We start from the raw sequence: 17,566 nt of genomic DNA on the forward strand, positions 1-17,566 counted from the left end.
GTGCAATATTAATCAATTTTCATCTTAATCACATCATTATTTTCAAAATATTCATATAATTCTCTCGAACGTTTTATTTTACAGCTTCTTGAAAACATCTTAACTCTATGCCCTTCCCGGTCGTAAAGGATAAAATTCAACGGGATGTCTCCCGCTTCGTTTACCAATTGATTATGAATCTCCGTTACGATTTCGTGTGTCAGATTCTCTATATCGACCTGCAACGTGATGGAACGAATCAGGTTTTCTCCGATAACGCTGAGCAGATCCATACTGATTACGTTAAAGGCCAGTTCATTGTTCCACTTTTTCGTTTGTACCTTTCCCTTAATATATATTGCCGTTTCCAAAATAAAATAGTTCCTGAATTTTATATAATCCTCACCAAAGAAAGGCAACTCGTAGGTTCCGCTAAAATCCTCTATCGTCAAAATACCAAAATCATTTCCTTTTTTGGTCTTTCCCTGCCTCATGGCGATGATAATCCCGGCAATAGTAACATCCCGATTTTTAAAAGAGGCGAAATTACTATTCAACTCTTCCAAAGGAGTGCAAAGCGTTTTTATCTCCAATTTATAGGGATCCAAAGGATGAGAAGTGAGGTAAATACCGATTAATTCTTTCTCTTTTCGGGCCTTTTCCATATCCGTCCAAGGTTCACACAAAGGAATAGAGGGCTTTGTCACCTCGTATCCGTCCATCCCCCCAAATAAGGTCGCTTGCATTTTCAGCCCGTCGGCCTGTTTCTTCTGTCCGTAATTTACTAAATTCTCGAGCAAAGAAGTATGCCCGTCAACTTGGTAAAAAAACTGTCCCCTGTGCAAACCGAAACTATCCAATCCTCCGGCCGTAATTAAATTTTCCAACGTTTTTTTGTTTACGGTACGATAGTCGATACGTTCAAAAAAGTCAAACACATCTTTATAAGGGCCATTTTCCGTACGCTCTTTAATGATCGAATCTACTGCCGCCAACCCTACTCCTTTTATTGCCGCCATTCCGAAACGAATGTCACCTTTATGATTTACCGTAAAGTCATTATCCGACTCGTTCACGTCAGGAGCCAGCACCTTCAATCCCATTCGTTTACACTCATCCATAAAAGTGGTCACCTTCTCTATTTGGGATAAGTTACAACTCAAGTTGGCCGCCATAAATTCAGCCGGGTAATGAGCCTTCAAAAAACCGGTTTGGTAAGCGATATAAGCATAACAAACGGAATGAGATTTATTAAAAGCATACGAGGCAAAGGCTTCCCAATCTCCCCATATTTTTTCTACCAAAGGTTTGACCTCTTTCCCCATCTCTTTACATCCCTTTACGAACTCCGGATTTTTATTACACCCCTCTATAAATTGCGTCTTCAGGGCATTCATCGTATCGATCTGTTTTTTACCCATAGCTTTTCGAAGCGTATCGGACATACCACGGGTGAAACTCCCCAAAGCCCGTGATTGTAACATCACCTGCTCCTGATAGACAGTGATCCCGTAAGTATCCTTTAAAAAGGGTTCCATCATAGGATGATCGTACACGATGGGTTCCTCCCCGTGCTTACGTTTGATGAAATCAGGAATATACTCCATAGGTCCCGGACGATAAAGAGCATTCATCGCCACCAAATCCTCGAAGCGGTTAGGCTGTAAGGCCCGCAGGTGTTTTTTCATCCCCGGCGACTCGAACTGGAACAGGCCCGTCGTCTCTCCCCGGGAAAAAAGAGCAAAAGTCTCCTGGTCCTCCAGGGAAATCGCATCCACATCCAAAACCTCGTGGCGGGATTTTTTAATATTATCCAAACAAGTTTTTATAATAGAGAGAGTCCGCAACCCCAAGAAGTCCATTTTAATCAATCCGATAGGCTCTACAAAATGACCGTCATACTGCGTCGTCATCAAGCTCTCCCCCTCGGTCGGCATAATCGGAATATGTTCCGTGAGCGGATCCCGGCTAATCAATATTCCACAGGCATGGACACCCGTCTGTCGCACGGAACCCTCCAAAATCTCCGCCAACCGAATCGTTTTGCCCACTACCGGATTGGGTGATTCTTTCTCTTTCTTTAAATCGGGATTCTCTTCATATGCCCTTTTCAGTGTCATTTTCGGAGCCTCCGGAACCATTTTAGCCAATCGATTGGCTTCCGATAATTCCAACTTCAACACCCGGGCCACATCCTTAATAGCCATTTTAGCGGCCATACTTCCGAAAGTAACGATATGAGCCACTTTATCTGCTCCATACTTTTGAGTTACCCATTCCAATACGCGTTGCCGTCCGTCGTCATCAAAATCCACATCGATATCGGGTAAAGAGATACGGTCGGGATTTAAAAAACGCTCGAACAGCAAATCATATTTTATCGGGTCTATATTTGTAATACCTAAGCAATAAGCTACCGCACTCCCCGCCGCCGAACCCCGTCCGGGACCGACAATCACCCCCATATCGCGGGCTGCCCGAATAAAATCCTGTACAATAAGGAAATAGCCCGGGAAACCCATCGTCTTCATGATATGAAGTTCAAAAATCAAACGCTCCATGATATCGGGAGGGATATGCTCTCCGTAACGCTTCACCGCCCCCTTCATCGCTAACTCCTTTAAATAATCGGCCTCCAATTTAATACGATAAAGCCGATCATAACCTCCTAATTTCTTCACCTTCTTTTGAGCATCCTCTTCACTCATCACCACCTCACCCTTTTCATTTTGAGTAAATTCATCGAAAAGATCTCTTTCCGTGTATTTTTTTCGATACTCTTCTTCCGTTCCCAACTCAGGAGGAATCGGGAATACAGGCATCAACGGATCGGAATCCAATTTATAATCCTCTACCTTATCCACAATCTCTTGCGTATTCGCAATGACTTCCGGAACGTCACTGAACAAGGCTTCCATTTCCGCCGTTGTCTTAAACCACTCCTGTTGAGTATACCGCATCCGCTTGGGATCATCCAAATCCTTATTCGTCTGCAAACAGATTAGGATATCGTGAGCTTCGGCATCCTCTTCATTCAAAAAATGCACATCATTGGTGGCAATAACCTTTATACCCAATTTTTTCCCGATTCTCAGTATCTCGGCATTACACCTCACTTGCCTGTCGTATACATCCGCTCTCAAAAGAGGATTGGTCGTCGGATGTTTCATCACTTCCAAATAATAATCCTCCCCTACCAAATCCTTATACCATAGGGCAGCAGCCTCCGCTCCTTCTATATCCCCGGCCATGATTTTCTGACAGATTTCCCCTCCCAAGCAAGCGGAGGAAATAATCAATCCCTCTTTGTGTCTCTCCAAAAGGGCCTTATCGATACGAGGCCGATAATAAAATCCTTCCACCTGGGCTACAGAACACAATTTCACAAGATTTCTGTATCCCTGCAGATTCTTTGCCAAAAGAATCAAATGTTCTCCGGAACGATCCTGCGGATTTTTTTTATTATGCAATGACACCCGGGCGACATAAGCTTCAACACCCAAAATCGGTTTGATACCTTTCTTTCGACAAAGATCATAGAAAAGTTTGATACCAAACATACTTCCATGGTCCGTCAAGGAAATCGCCGGCATCCCGTCAGCGATGGCTTTATCAATCAAACCGGGAATACTCGCCGCTCCATCCAAAATAGAATACTGAGAATGTACATGAAAATGGGTAAAAGACATATATTATACGCTAAGAATTAAAACAAACACCTAATTGTCAATAGAATAGAAAAACGATTCCATTGATTTATACCTAAACAAAGGTAAGGAATAATCTCTTGAGAACGATCATCAACAACTGAAAAACAGTTCTAAAATTTTCCACATTCCTTATCCGGATCTATCCCTTTTTTCTCTTTCCCAAAGCTCCGGGCTCAGGTAAAGACATTCTGGAAAAACTCACGATAGCGGCAAGCGCTGCAAAAGCACCCCCCAAATAAAGCGCGGCATGCGTCCCGTTATGCGGAAACAAGGCAAACATCAAAGCGACCAAAGAGGCTCCGGAGGTCTGTCCCAAAAGACGCGAAGTCCCTAACATTCCGCTCGCTCCTCCGCTACGTTGCCGGGGGGCAGATAAAATCAAAATACTGTTATTCGGCGTTTGAAACAAGCCGAAACCGGCACCACACAAAGCCATTCGCCAAACAATACTCGCGTTTGTCGGCATTTCGGGTAAAGTAGCCAACAGAAATAAACCGCCAGCAAACAAGGTCAGCCCTATTCCACCCAACAAACCCGCATGAACGCGTTCGATCAACCGACCGGCAAGAGGAGCCGCCAACATGGTAGCCAAAGGCCAGGGAGTTAACAACAAACCCGTCACTACCTCATCCCTCCCCAACGCGTTTTGTAAGAAAAAAGGCAAAGAAACCATAGCCAACATCTGAGCGGTAAAAGAACATATCGATGTGCCGACGGAGAGAGCGAAAATAGGAATTCGCAACAAATCCACGGGCAACAGCGGATAAGTCTGATTCAGCTGACGACGAATAAAAAAGAAACCGACAACGAACATGACCGCTAAGCCCGAAACGATATATATGGAATCGATACCGTGGGCATAGCCTTCAATTGCCGATATCAACAATCCGAACGTCAAAGCGTTCATCCACCCGCTCATCCAGTCAAAACGCCGTCCCTCTACCCGCACCGTATTGGAAGGCAGAAATTTAAAACTCAACATCAAGGCCGCAATCCCTATCGGAACATTGATCGCAAACAACCAAGGCCAGGAAGCAACGGAAAGGATCCCGGCAGCGATAGTAGGTCCGGCGGCAGCAGATACCGCAACCACCAAAGCGTTTATTCCCATTCCCCGGCCTATGATACGCTGAGGATAAATAATACGAATGAGCGAAGTATTCACACTCGTAATCGCGGCAGCCCCGAATCCCTGAAGAACACGGGCAACCGTTAACGTCCACAAAGAATTGGAAAGCGCGCACGCCAACGAGGTAAAACTAAATAAGAACAATCCGCTTATATAAACTTTACGGTAGCCCCAAATATCCCCCAAAGAGGAAAGGGAGAGCAACGAGACAACGATAGCCAACTGATAAGCATTCACGATCCATATCGACATGGAGGGTGTCGCCTGCAGATCCTGCGCGATAGTAGGAAGAGCGACATTCGCTATCGTCCCGTCCAGAACGGAGACGGTTATACCCAATGCAATGGACAAAATGGCCCAATAACGTCTCGGCAATGGAAGCCCGTCCATCTTGACTTCTTCAGTTCCCATAAAAATCTTTTCCTTTTATCCTTACCTATCGAAACATTTGGAAAAAAGTTTCAACCTATCTCAGTTCTTTCCCGATTTATCCGGGAAAACAGGAATAGGCGGAACCGATCTCTTCGCCGTTTTTAATTGCTCTAAAATAATTTCTATCGCCTTCTCCAACTGTTGATCCCGCCCCGTATATTCTAAATAAGGATCGTTTTCCAAATCTATATGAGGAGTAACACCGGTCCCTTCGACGATAAATCCGCTTCCGTCAACAGCAAAAGGAGCGTAAGAAGGAGTCACGATCGCCCCTCCGTCCACAACAGGAATGGTTCCGCTATAACCGACCACTCCGCCCCAGGTACGTCTTCCGATAACCGTACCCAATTTATTGTATTTAAAACGATAAGGAAACAAATCTCCGTCAGAAGCCGAGTACTCGTTCACCAACAACACCTTGGGACCAATAAACGTACCGACCGGATTTACCGATCCCTCCTTTTGATTCGTATGCATCGTAAAATAAGTCGGCGTACGCATCAAACGTTCAATAATCATGGGTGAAACATTGCCACCCCCGTTTCCCCGGTCATCGATAATCAAAGCCTTTTTTTGCAATTGGGGATAATAGTGTTTCACAAATTCATTCAATCCTTCCGTTCCCATATCCGGTATATGGACATAACCCACCTCTCCGTTCGTCGCCTCCTCCACTTTCTTTATATTGTTCTGTACCCAATGATAATAATACAGTTTCGATTCATCTGCCAACGGTATTACTAAAACCCGGCGAGATCCGGTAACGGAAGGTTTTGAATTGACCTCCAATTCAACCGTCTTTCCGGCCATATCTATTAATTCGGTAAATAAATTATCGGTCTCTTGCAAAGATTTTCCATTGATAGCGATCAAATAATCTCCCTCCCGGACATCCACTCCCGGCATGGTCAAAGGCGAGCGGGTCGAAGTTTTCCAATTAGCCCCCTCGATGATTCTTTCTACCTGAAAATAACCGGATTTATCCCTTTTGAAAGTTGCTCCCAATAAGCCCATCTTAATTCGTTCCGGTTCAGGATGTTTACCGTTTATAGAATAGGCATGCCCCACGTTCAGCTCCCCGATCATCTCTCCTATCAGGTAAGTCAGATCCGTCCGATGGTTAACATAAGGCACGAGCACCTTATACTTTTCGTATACTTTATTCCAATCCACCCCATGCATATTTTCAGCATAAAAGAAATCCCTCATCTGACGCCAGGTCTCGTTATAAATTTGCATCCATTCTTCATGGTAATTAATCCGTTTCTTCACGCCATTTGTCGAAATTCCACTCCCCACGGAAAGAGAGGTCGTCGGCAAATCAATAATTTGAAAAACCTGCCCGACAACTCCTAACGCCTTATCATACCCCGGACTGAAAACAATTTGCCCGCCAAGGGAAGATTCGCTTTTACCCGCCAGGTCATACACCATTGTATGGCCTCCCCGATCGTAATAAACATAGTTACCTATCATATGCAAATTACCGTAATTATCGGCCGGTAAAATCGGTAATTCGATCAAACGACGGTTTACATCCGCAAAATCATAGCCACCTTCTTTTCCTTCGCCATCCGGCGTTTTCACCTTCGGCATTCCGTCGTTTTCAGGAGAAAAAGGAATCCAAGCTCCTTTCACCAAAGGCAAAATATAAACTTTATTCATCTCCCGATAGACATGGTTCCATTCCGTTCTGCCGTAAGAGGGGGAGAAAGAGCGGGCAGAAACGAACAAAAGATATTTTCCATCGCGACTGAAATTCGGAGAAGCCACCCCGTACCAATCGTCAGTTATCTGATGTTTCCGCTTATCGGACAACTCGTATATTATAATATGATCGACCGCTTTTCCCGGACGTACATAAGTAATGTATCTGCTGTCAGGAGACCAATTGAAATCCGTCATCGGGCGCACGGGAGAAGTTTCGATAATTTCCCTCTTTCCGGTAGCAACATCCGAAATATTTAAGGTATTTCCCTTATCGCTCCATAAAATAGACCGGGAATCAGGTGACCATTTGTAATTAAAGATGTATCCTTTAAAACCCTTTATCAACCTTTTTTCCCTGCCGGTCGCAACCTCCCGGATATAAATCGAAAACTCACCCTCCTTATCGGATATATAGCTTATGTAATTGCCGTCAGGAGACCAAGCCCCCATCCGATCATTGGCATGGGAAGAGTTGGTCAAATTATAAGTAATGCCCTCTTTCACCGGAAGTGAAAAAATATCTCCTCTTGCCGAAACCAAAACCCGTCGTCCGTCAGGAGAAGGAGCCCGGAAGTCGATCTGATCGCTTACCCGTCTCCATTCCGGACGCGAATAAACCTGATCATTATCGATATCAATTTTAATCCGTTCGTTTTTACCGTTCTTCAAATCGTAACGATAAATATATCCTCCATGCTCGTAAACAATCGACTTATCGCCTATGGCCGGAAATTTTATATCGTAATCTTTATAAAAAGTCAATTGGCGAGTCTCTTTTGTCTTTATATGATAAACGTAAAGATTCATGATGTCGTCCCGATCCGAAATATAATAGATATCCTCTCCGTCGGGAGACCACATGGGAATAATATCCTGCCTCACATCATGCGTTATTTTTTCGGATTTTTTGGTGGAGAAATCGAAAACCCGGATATCGTCGGCCATCCCGCCTTCGTATCTTTTCCATGTTCGAAATTCCCGGAAAATATAGTTATAAGCTAATCTTTTCCCATCGGGAGAAAAAGACGCAAACCCTCCATTCGCCAGCGGAATCTCCGTTGGCATTCCTCCCGATACGGGAACCGTGAACAATTGTCCGGTAAAATCATTAAAGGTATATTGCCTGGAACGATATAAAATAGATTTACTATCCGGAGTCCATCCGATCACGATGTTATTAGGCCCCATCCGATCCCCCAAATCGTCCCGCTTCAAGGTGGCGGAATAAGTCAGCCGTTTCGGTTCTCCCCCCTCGACGGGAATAACGAACACTTCCGTATTTCCGTCGTATTGTCCCGTGAAAGCGATATATTTACCATCCGGAGAAATTCGAGGAAACATCTCATACCCCACGTGAGAAGTCAGGCGACGGGCAACTCCTCCCGATACAGGTACCGTATAAAGATCGCCGGCATACGAAAAAACGACCTTCTCCCCAACACTATGAGGGAAACGCAATAAACGAGCCTCTTCTGCCTTCAAGCACAGACAGCCTAAAAAAAATCCCAATAATAAAACTATATTTTTTTTCATCATTCCCAATCAATAAGCCGTATAAATTCTTTTTATTCTTGCAGGAATAACCCTCATTTCTCCAATACCTGTTTTACCACTTTCGGGAAATACTCGTATTCCAAATCATGTATCTTGGCAGCTAACGAATCCGGCGTATCCTCGGGCGTAACCTCACATCTTGCCTGAAAAATTGCAGCCCCTTCATCGTAATGACGATTTACATAATGGATGGTGATTCCGCTCTCCTTTTCCCCGGCAGCGATTACAGCCTCATGGACATGCATACCGTACATGCCCTTTCCCCCGTAACGAGGCAAAAGAGCCGGATGTATATTGATGATCCGGTACTCATAGGCATCGATGATAGGCTCGGGTACCTTCCACAAGAAACCGGCCAGCACGATCAAGTCCACTCCCAACTCACTCATTTGTGACAAGATACGATCAGACCGATAAAAGTCTTCTTTATTAAAAACAAAGGCGGGTATATTCAAACGTCTTGCTCTCTCCAAAACAAAAGCATCCGGCTTATTACAAAACACGCCGATCACGCTATTTTGCGGATCATTTTTAAAAAATTTAATGATATTTTCAGCGTTAGACCCTGAACCAGAGGCAAATATTGCTATTTTCTTCATGATGTAATTAATTAAAAATCAAAGTCATAAAGATAATAAAACTTTATTCAAGCAAAAAAATTTTCTATGAAAAATAAATTCTCTAACTTTGCCCCCGAACTTTGAGAGTTATGTACACCCCAAGGGTGATTAAGTGTGAAATTAAAAAATGTCTAATTAAAATTTAAAGTTATGTCTGACATTACAAACAGAGTGAAAGCTATTATCGTTGATAAATTAGGAGTTGATGAATCAGAAGTTACACCGAGTGCAACATTTACAAATGATCTTGGAGCTGACTCTTTGGATACGGTAGAATTGATTATGGAATTGGAAAAAGAATTCAACATCACTATTCCGGACGATCAAGCAGAGAAAATTGCTACCGTAGGCGATGCTATTGCTTATGTTGAAGCTAACGCTCAGTAATTTAATATTGATTTTATGAACCTCAAACGAGTAGTAATTACAGGTCTTGGAACGATCAATCCTCTCGGTCACACGGTGTCCGAGTTTTGGGACAACTTGAAAAAAGGCGTTAGCGGCGCCGGTCCTATTACTCGTTTTGATGCATCTAAATTTCGCACGCAATTCGCGTGTGAAATAAAAAATTACGAGCCGACGGAACATTTCGACAAGAAAGAAGTCCGTAAAATGGATCTTTACACGCAATTCGGTCTCATTGCAGCCCGGGAAGCCATTAAGGATTCAGGACTCGATTTATCCGCAGAGGATAAGAGAAGAGTAGGTGTAATCTGGGGCGCAGGTATCGGAGGATTGGAAACATTCTACGAAGAGTGTAAAACATTTGCCATCGGAGATGGTACTCCCAGATTCAACCCTTTCTTTATCCCCAAGATGATTGCCAATATGGCAGGAGGAATGATCGCTATCGAACACGGCCTAAAGGGGCCTAACTATACGACGGTTTCTGCTTGTGCATCATCGGCTCATTCTTTAGTAGATGCATTAAACCTCATTCGATTAGGAAAAGCAAACGTGATTATTGCCGGCGGATCTGAAGCCGCGATAACCGTTCCCGGTGTTGGAGGTTTCAACGCCATGAAAGCCATATCCACCCGCAATGACGATCCGAAAAGCGCTTCTCGTCCGTTTGACGCAAACCGTGACGGATTCGTGTTGGGAGAAGGCGGAGCCGCACTAATCGTTGAAGAATACGAGCACGCCATGAAGAGAGGAGCTAAAATCTATGCAGAACTTGCAGGAGCAGGAATGAATTGTGATGCTTATCACATGACGGCTCCCGACCCGGAAGGAGAAGGTGCCGGAGACGTAATGAAATCTGCCCTCGAAGATGCAGGCCTGACTCCTAAAGATGTCGATTACATCAATGTACACGGGACATCTACGGGATTAGGAGATATAGCAGAACCTAAGGCTATTCTTAAAGCATTTGGAGAACACGCTTATCAGCTGAACATCAGTTCTACCAAATCAATGACCGGACATTTATTAGGCGCCGCCGGTGCCATCGAAGCAATCGCTTGTGTCTTGGCCGTGAAAAACGACATTGTTCCCCCGACTATTAATTTCCAGAGCTTGGATCCGGAACTGGATCCGAAATTAAATTTTACATTTAATAAGGCTCAAGAAAGAAAAATAAATGTTGCCATTAGTAACACCTTCGGGTTCGGTGGTCACAATGCCTGTGTTGTATTTAAAAAATAATCACTAACTAAAACGTTGGAAAGTGATTAGGCAAATAATTCAATCCATAAAACTATATCTGCATCGCAAAGATAAGTTTTATGGATTGTCTATTTACGAGTGGGGATTTATCCCTCAAAATAAAGGGTTATATAACCTTGCTTTACTGCACAAGTCTGCTTCCAGGTATACGAAAAGCGGAACGATCCTTAATTATGAACGCCTCGAGTTCCTGGGCGATGCCGTATTGGGTGCCATCGTGGCTGAAATTCTTTACAAATTTTTTCCGAACAAAGACGAAGGATTTTTAACCCGCCTACGTTCCAAGATCGTAAGCCGGGAGTCCTTGAACGAAATAGCCATAAAGATGGGGTTAAGTAAAGAGGTCATCGCCAAATCGGACATTTCAAAAAACAAACACATATACGGTGATGTGTTCGAAGCTTTTACCGGTGCTATCTATCTTGATCAGGGATACGCCAAGACAAAGGATTTTATCGAACAATACATCTTTCCTCACTACGTAAACTTAGAAGACCTGGTATACATCGATAAAAATTTCAAAAGTCGACTTATCGAGTGGGGACAAAAAAATAAAATAGAACTGAGCATACACACGGAAGAGCTCTTTAAAAATCGTCGCTCCAAATTCGTTTGTACGATTTCAGTCGGAGAAGAAGTCATCGGTAAAGGCGTGGGGTCTTCCAAAAAAGAAGCTGAACAACATTCCGCGGAAAAAGCCATTCAAAAACTTCAAAATGAGGGGCAAGGCAATATTATCATATAGCCCGAGCTTATCCGACCAAAAGCCAGTTCTCGCAATTTAGCAATTTTTTGATGGAATAACCTCATACAGATTGTCGAATCCGCCCTGTTTGCTCTTCGAGATGAACATAAAAGAGACTACCCTCAAAGCGGATAGTCTCTCCATAAATATCTTTTCTTCTTTTTACTCCCTCACGCGTTCCACGTAAGAACCGTCTTGCGTACTTATACGTATTTTTTCCCCGGTATTTACAAAAAGAGGTACCATCACTTTGGCTCCGGTCTCCACCTCGGCTGCCTTCAAAGCCGTTGAAGAAGCCGTATCTCCCTTCAAACCCGGTTCCGTATAAGTCACTTCCAATACGACGTTCGGCAATAACTCAACATACAACGGTGTTTCCGTATCGGCGTGCACAACCATCTCAACGGCATCTCCTTCTTTTAAAAATTGAGGGGCATTGATCAACTCTTTTGCAATATTCAATTGCTCGTAAGTCTCCGTATGCATCATAACATAATCCTCTCCCTCTTTATATAAAAACTGATAAGGACGTCTCTCGATACGAGCTACATCTATCTTTATTCCAGAGGTAAAAGTATTTTCCAAAATCCGCCCTGTTTTTACATTTCTTAATTTCGTTCTCACGAAAGCGGGACCTTTACCCGGTTTCACATGTTGGAATTGTACAATGGTATATAAATCGTCCTTAAAAACGATGCATAATCCATTCCTAAAATCAGCTGTCGTTGCCATTTATCTAATAAGTTTTAGTTTTAATAATTGAAATTAGGGTGCAAATATAAGAAAATCAGCCCAACTGACCAAAAGTCGAATCATTTTTCCACAGCCATGACCATTTTAGCATCATGACAAGTTTACTCTCTATAAAAAATCCGAGAAATGGAAAAAACATTCAAAGCACTTTTTTCTTGGGAACGGTAGCGATAAAATCTTTTAAGTAAAACGGTTCGAAATAAGCCAGATCTTCAAAAGTTTTCTCTTCCCACTTTTGTTCGGCCAAAGTTATCATATTGACAGCAGAAGTAACCACCCGGTCCACAAATCGCGCATGGGGATGAACTATGACCTCTTTTACTTTTCCACTACCGTTTCCAAAGAAATAGATTTTATGATCAACCAACCAATCGCTAAATGAAGACGGGTCTATGATTTCCGCCCGTACATCACGTATCATCTCCCCGTTCCGATTAAAAATAGCCGAATAAACCTCCATGCGACGAGCGTCTATCATCGGACAAAAAAGAGCCTCTTCGTCAACATTCCGGGCAACGGAAATAGCTAAAGCTTTCAACGTGCTTATAGCTATTAAAGGTTTCCCCGTTCCGAAACATATCCCTTTGGCCAACGAAACGCCAATACGTAACCCGGTATAGGAACCGGGCCCCATGCTAACGGCAACAGCATCCAACTCTTTGGCCCGTATTCCATTCTCTTTCAACAGTTCGTCTACATAAACACCCAATAAAACAGAGTGATTCAATCCCTCGTCATTCTCTTTCAAAGCCAATAACTTTCCATCCCGAGCTATAGCCACCGAACAAATCTCTGTTGACGTATCTATATTTAAAATCAATGCCATAAATTAAAATTTTATATCCTTTATTGACGAATAATCTGTATCTCTCCTCCCAAGCCTAATTTAACAATACTGGAAGGGGCCGGATTAGTCGTTTCCTCCTGTCGAAAATCGACCACGTAATCGACGGATTTTTTTACCTCATCGCTGATATCGGCAAAACATTTGGGCGAAGGATCTCCACTAATATTGGCAGATGTAGAAACAATCGGCTTGCGAAAGCGAGCAACCAACATTCGCGAAAAAATCTCTTTCGTGATACGGATTCCTATCGTGCCGTCCGCACTAACCAGTCCTTTGGCCAAATTCTTAGCACGCGGATAAATGACCGTCATCGGACGATCGGCAGCTTCCAACAAATCATAAGTAATATCCGGCACATCCACATAGGATGCCAACTTACCCAAATCATCCAAAAGAACCAACATCGCCTTACTGTCTTCCCGCTTTTTCAACTCATATACCCGTTTTACAGCCTCATCATTAGTCGCATCACATCCGATTCCCCAAATCGTATCCGTGGGGTAAAGGATTACCCCCCCGTTTTTCAATACCTCACAAGCCTTCTTTACTTCTTCTCTGCATTTTTCTACATTCATATCAGTATCATTGAAATTGATGATACAAAATTGTCAATTATTTTCCAGATTCAATTTTATTCATATAAATAATTTTTCTCTTGTGCCATTACGCATCCTATTTCCTTCGAATCCATATCCCAACGGTTCTAGTCGGATCATTTCGTATCAATTACGGCCTAATACAACACTACCTCCTGAAAAACGTTTCACAAGACATTATTTTACTATATTTGAACATGTAAATATGTACATTATAGTACCAAAAGGGATCATGATCAGTGAATTGTTTTCTTCCATTTCCTGGATGTATTTTTCGTACGTCCTCTCGTTTATCATACCTCTATTTTGTGGTTTAACGTTGTTATTAATTAAAGAACAAAGGACAAAAACTACACAGGAAAATTTAAATAACGCGAAAATTTCGATAAGTACGAACGGAACAAAATTCGACTTCGAGCCGGGCAATGAAGATTTTTGGCCCGTGGGTTCCCTCGATTTTACGCCTATTATCCTCAGGTTACCGGAGCCGATCTGAGCGAATCCGGCGAAACATTCGTCACCGATTACCTGGTATGGCCCGGTTCTGCCCCGGAATTTACCCTGACCCTAAATAATACAGATAAAACCGTAACGCCGAAAGACGGAGAAAACGAGCTGACGTTTATAGCTAATCAGAAACATACATTGACGTTTACGATAACAGCTACCGGAATTCAAGTTACAGCCAGTGTTACGGATTGGTCTACAGGAAGCAATGGAACAGGAAGCATTTAATCGAGTCTTCGCTTTTTTGAAAAGACCGGACGATGATAATGGTCCGGTCTTTTCCAGTAAAATATTCTCTATACCAAATGCTTTATCAGCTCCTTCCGGTCTCCGTACAGTAGATCGATAACCGGAATCTCTATCAAAGTATAACATCCCGGCCGCTGCAGCACGGAAGCCCTGGCCGTAGCCACCAAAATCTGACCCGTCAGGGCAGGATTATTGATCTTCATACCGAATTCGAACAATTGATTCTGTGTTTTTCCGGAAACTCCTTTCCGGATCAGGTTGACTCCGTGTCCCATATCTTTCAAAGCATCTACACTGTCCACCTGCATTACATGGGTTTCATCATGTTCGAAATAAGGATCCGTCTTAATAGCTTCCGCCACCCGTTTGAAATCATACCCCTCCTTTAATTCGATATAAACCATCCGGCGGTGAATGCCCGTACCAACAGGAATCGTCATAGATAATGCCGCTTTTACCCCTTCGATAGCTTTTACGGCTACCGTATGTCCCATACTCATGCCGGGGCCGAAATTCGTATAAGTAATTCCTTTCGGGGCACAAGCTTCCAACAGGGCCCGAACCATAGAATCACTCCCCGGATCCCAACCGGCAGAAATAATAGAAACACTATTGTATTTTTTAGCTATCTCTCCCAAACGCTCATGTAATCCGGAAATCTCCGTATGAATATCGAAACTGTCGACGGTATTTATCCCCATCTTCAAAATCTTAGAAGCATAAGTTTCCACACTTCGGGTCGGCGTACACAGGATAGCAACATCCACCTCTTTCAGACAGGCGATATCCGAAACAACCGGAAAACTTTTCAACTCATCAGGTATATCCGCGGCATCTCGGCGTACGATTCCCGCTACTTCAAAATCAGGTGCGACCTGAAGCGCATCAAGCACATAGCGTCCGATATTTCCATAGCCGACAATGGCAGCTCTTATCTTTTTCATCTGTTTCTTACTTTAAATTTAACGCTGCAAATTACAAAATAATCCTCTCCCGTAAAAAGGTATCTCTATTTTTCATCTCCCCAAATATCAAATTATTTCAACGAACTATTAAAAAACCATGATAATATGCCGAATAGCCGAAAATAAAAGGGATTTTCTTTTTTAAATTGTCGAAAAGGGTTAATTTTGCTTTTCGTTTTTAATAACAAACAGTTACAGAACAATTACATAAAAACTTATTATGGCAGAGAATGTACACACAAAGCTTTTCAGTGAATTTGCACCAAACACGACTCAAGAGTGGATGGACAAAGTAACTGCAGACCTAAAAGGGGCTGATTTCAATAAAAAGCTGGTTTGGAGAACAAACGAGGGCTTCAATGTCCAACCGATGTATCGTTTGGAGAATATGAAGGACCTCAAGTACTTGGATTGCTTCCCCGGAGAATTTCCTTACGTGAGAGGTAACAAAAAAGACAACAACTGGTTTATTCGTCAAGACATTAAGGTAGAGAATGTTGCAGAGGCGAATAAGAAAGCGTTGGACATTTTGAACAGAGGTGTTGATTCCTTAGGCTTCGTTATTTCTGATGGCAAGAACTTCACGAAAGCCGACATGGAGGCTCTTTTAAAAGATATTTGCCTCGACTGCATCGAAATCAACTTCGTTTTATGTTGCAATAAAGTTGCCATCCTTAATATGTTTAAAGAAGTGGTTGCGGAAAAAGGAGTGAATCCGGAATCCATCCACGGAGGTATCAATATAGATCCGATCACGAAATTGGTTCTGGAAGGCAAGTTCTGTGATCCTCATCCTTTCAATGTTGTAAAAACGACCACGGAAGGAACGGCCCAGATGAAAAATTTCAAAAGCATCGAAGTCGGAGGATTTGTTTTCAACAATTCCGGTGCTTCCATTGTACAGGAATTGGGATTTAGTCTGGCTGCCGGTGTTGAATACTTGGATAAACTGACAGATGCCGGCATGGATATCAAAGATATCGCCCCCAGAATGCGCTTCCGCTTTGCCACAGGCTCCAAATATTTCATGGAAATAGCCAAATTGAGAGCCGCTCGTTTCTTGTGGGCTCAAATCGTGAAAGCTTACAACCCGTGCTGCGACTCCATCTGTAAAATGAATATACATGCTGAAACTTCAGAATGGAACAAAACGGTTTATGACCCGAATGTAAACATGCTTCGTACTCAAACGGAAGCCATGTCCGCTATTTTAGGCGGTGTTGATTCTTTCACCGTACACCCGTACGACTATATCTACGAATGCCATCCCTCTGAATTGGGTGAACGGGTGGCTCGCAACCAACAATTACTGTTAAAAGAAGAGTCTCATTTCGGCAAGATTGCAGACGTAGCCGGAGGATCTTATTATATCGAAGAGCTGACCCAGTTCATTGCTGAAGCTGCCTGGAAGCTATTCCTCGAAGTTCAGGAACAAGGCGGCATGCAGAAAGCTTTAGAGTCAGGCTTCGTTCAAGCCGCAATAAAGGCTACCGCCCAAAAGAGAGACCAGGACATCGCAAACCGCAAAGAAAACTTCTTGGGAACAAACCAATTCCCGAATTTCAACGAAAAGATCGACAAAGCTCTTTGTTCTTGCATCTTGGAACCGGAAGACTTCACCGCCCCCGATGCTGTTGTAGAAACATTGAAACCTTACCGCGGAACCCAGGCTTTTGAGGCTATGCGTTTAAGAACCGACATGTTCGCCAAAGAAAACGGACACCGTCCGGTCGTTTACATGTTCCCCATGGGCAATCTGGCCATGCGTAAAGCAAGAGCCCAATTCGCATGCAATTTCTTTGCTTGTGCCGGATTCCAGGTAATGGATAATAACGGATTCAAAACCGTGGAAGAAGGAGCAAAAGCCTGCTTGGACAACAAAGCCGATATCGTGGTAATCTGTAGTTCGGACGACGAATACGCGACGATTGCTCCGGAGATTTACGCTGCATTAAAAGACAAAGCCATTGTCGTTGTTGCCGGAAACCCGGAATCCAGACCGGAATTGGAAGCAATCGGTATCACCAACTATGTTCATGTAAAATGTAACGTACTGGAAGACCTGAAGGGTTACCAACAAAAATTGGGAATTAAATAGTTGA

At 43.2% G+C, this 17,566-nt stretch carries 13 protein-coding genes; 5 read left to right on the forward strand and 8 right to left on the reverse strand.

The genetic code is table 11. The features are described from left to right. Positions 1–8: 8 nt before the first annotated feature. The 4 genes from dnaE to purN all read right to left on the reverse strand — a co-directional run bounded on the left by dnaE (position 9) and on the right by purN (position 9,113). The gene (gene dnaE, locus DMB45_RS03225) at positions 9–3,668 is read right to left on the reverse strand and encodes a DNA polymerase III subunit alpha (RefSeq protein ID WP_041505294.1); all 3,660 of its coding nucleotides are present in this window, start codon (positions 3,666–3,668) and stop codon (positions 9–11) included. Between the two features lie 160 nt (positions 3,669–3,828). Continuing rightward, entirely contained in the window at positions 3,829–5,229 is a 1,401-nt protein-coding gene (locus DMB45_RS03230) for an MFS transporter (RefSeq protein WP_041505293.1), read from the reverse strand. Between the two features lie 60 nt (positions 5,230–5,289). Next, the gene (locus DMB45_RS03235) at positions 5,290–8,493 is read right to left on the reverse strand and encodes a S41 family peptidase (RefSeq protein ID WP_110688526.1); all 3,204 of its coding nucleotides are present in this window, start codon (positions 8,491–8,493) and stop codon (positions 5,290–5,292) included. Between the two features lie 53 nt (positions 8,494–8,546). Then, positions 8,547–9,113 (reverse strand): phosphoribosylglycinamide formyltransferase, encoded by a 567-nt coding sequence (gene purN, locus DMB45_RS03240; protein WP_041503144.1) that lies wholly within the window; start codon positions 9,111–9,113, stop codon positions 8,547–8,549. Positions 9,114–9,284: 171 nt separating this feature from the next. Here purN and DMB45_RS03245 point away from each other — a divergent pair, with 171 nt between their 5' ends. Genes DMB45_RS03245 through rnc form a run of 3 tightly spaced genes read left to right on the forward strand, consistent with a single transcriptional unit; the run spans position 9,285 to position 11,547 of the window. After that, complete coding sequence (locus tag DMB45_RS03245; RefSeq protein ID WP_041503145.1) at positions 9,285–9,521, forward strand: acyl carrier protein; 237 nt, start codon at positions 9,285–9,287, stop codon at positions 9,519–9,521. Between the two features lie 15 nt (positions 9,522–9,536). Further along, on the forward strand, positions 9,537–10,781 hold the full coding sequence (gene fabF, locus DMB45_RS03250) for a beta-ketoacyl-ACP synthase II (RefSeq protein ID WP_041503146.1): 1,245 nt from the start codon (positions 9,537–9,539) through the stop codon (positions 10,779–10,781). 22 nt (positions 10,782–10,803) lie between these two features. Next, a complete protein-coding gene (gene rnc, locus DMB45_RS03255; RefSeq protein ID WP_041503147.1) occupies positions 10,804–11,547 on the forward strand; it encodes a ribonuclease III in 744 nt (247 codons plus the stop codon). 162 nt (positions 11,548–11,709) lie between these two features. Here the strand turns inward: rnc and efp are convergent, their stop codons facing one another. The 3 genes from efp to DMB45_RS03270 form a co-directional block, all read right to left on the reverse strand. Next, positions 11,710–12,279, reverse strand: coding sequence for an elongation factor P (gene efp, locus DMB45_RS03260; RefSeq protein ID WP_041503148.1), 570 nt, complete (start codon positions 12,277–12,279; stop codon positions 11,710–11,712). A 160-nt stretch (positions 12,280–12,439) separates the two neighbouring features. Then, positions 12,440–13,126: a tRNA (adenosine(37)-N6)-threonylcarbamoyltransferase complex dimerization subunit type 1 TsaB gene (gene tsaB / locus DMB45_RS03265; protein WP_041503149.1), complete on the reverse strand. Its 687-nt coding sequence runs from the start codon at positions 13,124–13,126 to the stop codon at positions 12,440–12,442. 20 nt (positions 13,127–13,146) lie between these two features. Continuing rightward, on the reverse strand, positions 13,147–13,722 hold the full coding sequence (locus tag DMB45_RS03270) for an L-threonylcarbamoyladenylate synthase (protein ID WP_110688448.1): 576 nt from the start codon (positions 13,720–13,722) through the stop codon (positions 13,147–13,149). A 456-nt stretch (positions 13,723–14,178) separates the two neighbouring features. Between DMB45_RS03270 and DMB45_RS03275 the strand changes: the two genes are divergently transcribed. Further along, positions 14,179–14,478: a hypothetical protein gene (locus DMB45_RS03275; protein WP_041505289.1), complete on the forward strand. Its 300-nt coding sequence runs from the start codon at positions 14,179–14,181 to the stop codon at positions 14,476–14,478. A 68-nt stretch (positions 14,479–14,546) separates the two neighbouring features. Here DMB45_RS03275 and DMB45_RS03280 read toward each other — a convergent pair whose 3' ends face one another. Further along, the gene (locus DMB45_RS03280; protein ID WP_041503152.1) at positions 14,547–15,443 is read right to left on the reverse strand and encodes a diaminopimelate dehydrogenase; all 897 of its coding nucleotides are present in this window, start codon (positions 15,441–15,443) and stop codon (positions 14,547–14,549) included. A 241-nt stretch (positions 15,444–15,684) separates the two neighbouring features. Here DMB45_RS03280 and DMB45_RS03285 point away from each other — a divergent pair, with 241 nt between their 5' ends. Beyond that, entirely contained in the window at positions 15,685–17,562 is a 1,878-nt protein-coding gene (locus DMB45_RS03285) for a methylmalonyl-CoA mutase family protein (protein ID WP_041503153.1), read from the forward strand. Positions 17,563–17,566 lie beyond the last annotated feature (4 nt).

Source organism: Sanguibacteroides justesenii (genome assembly GCF_003204205.1).
Lineage (GTDB): Bacteria > Bacteroidota > Bacteroidia > Bacteroidales > Marinifilaceae > Gabonibacter > Gabonibacter massiliensis.

Excerpts from the sequence above, each read along its gene's own strand:
- DMB45_RS03230 (WP_041505293.1), bottom strand. The coding sequence starts at position 5,229 with ATGGGAACTGAAGAAGTCAAGATGGACGGGCTTCCATTGCCGAGACGT.
- tsaB (WP_041503149.1), bottom strand. The coding sequence starts at position 13,126 with ATGGCATTGATTTTAAATATAGATACGTCAACAGAGATTTGTTCGGTG.
- purN (WP_041503144.1), bottom strand. The coding sequence starts at position 9,113 with ATGAAGAAAATAGCAATATTTGCCTCTGGTTCAGGGTCTAACGCTGAA.
- DMB45_RS03270 (WP_110688448.1), bottom strand. The coding sequence starts at position 13,722 with ATGAATGTAGAAAAATGCAGAGAAGAAGTAAAGAAGGCTTGTGAGGTA.
- DMB45_RS03235 (WP_110688526.1), bottom strand. The coding sequence starts at position 8,493 with ATGAAAAAAAATATAGTTTTATTATTGGGATTTTTTTTAGGCTGTCTG.
- dnaE (WP_041505294.1), bottom strand. The coding sequence starts at position 3,668 with ATGTCTTTTACCCATTTTCATGTACATTCTCAGTATTCTATTTTGGAT.
- efp (WP_041503148.1), bottom strand. The coding sequence starts at position 12,279 with ATGGCAACGACAGCTGATTTTAGGAATGGATTATGCATCGTTTTTAAG.
- DMB45_RS03280 (WP_041503152.1), bottom strand. The coding sequence starts at position 15,443 with ATGAAAAAGATAAGAGCTGCCATTGTCGGCTATGGAAATATCGGACGC.
- fabF (WP_041503146.1), top strand. The coding sequence starts at position 9,537 with ATGAACCTCAAACGAGTAGTAATTACAGGTCTTGGAACGATCAATCCT.
- DMB45_RS03245 (WP_041503145.1), top strand. The coding sequence starts at position 9,285 with ATGTCTGACATTACAAACAGAGTGAAAGCTATTATCGTTGATAAATTA.
- DMB45_RS03285 (WP_041503153.1), top strand. The coding sequence starts at position 15,685 with ATGGCAGAGAATGTACACACAAAGCTTTTCAGTGAATTTGCACCAAAC.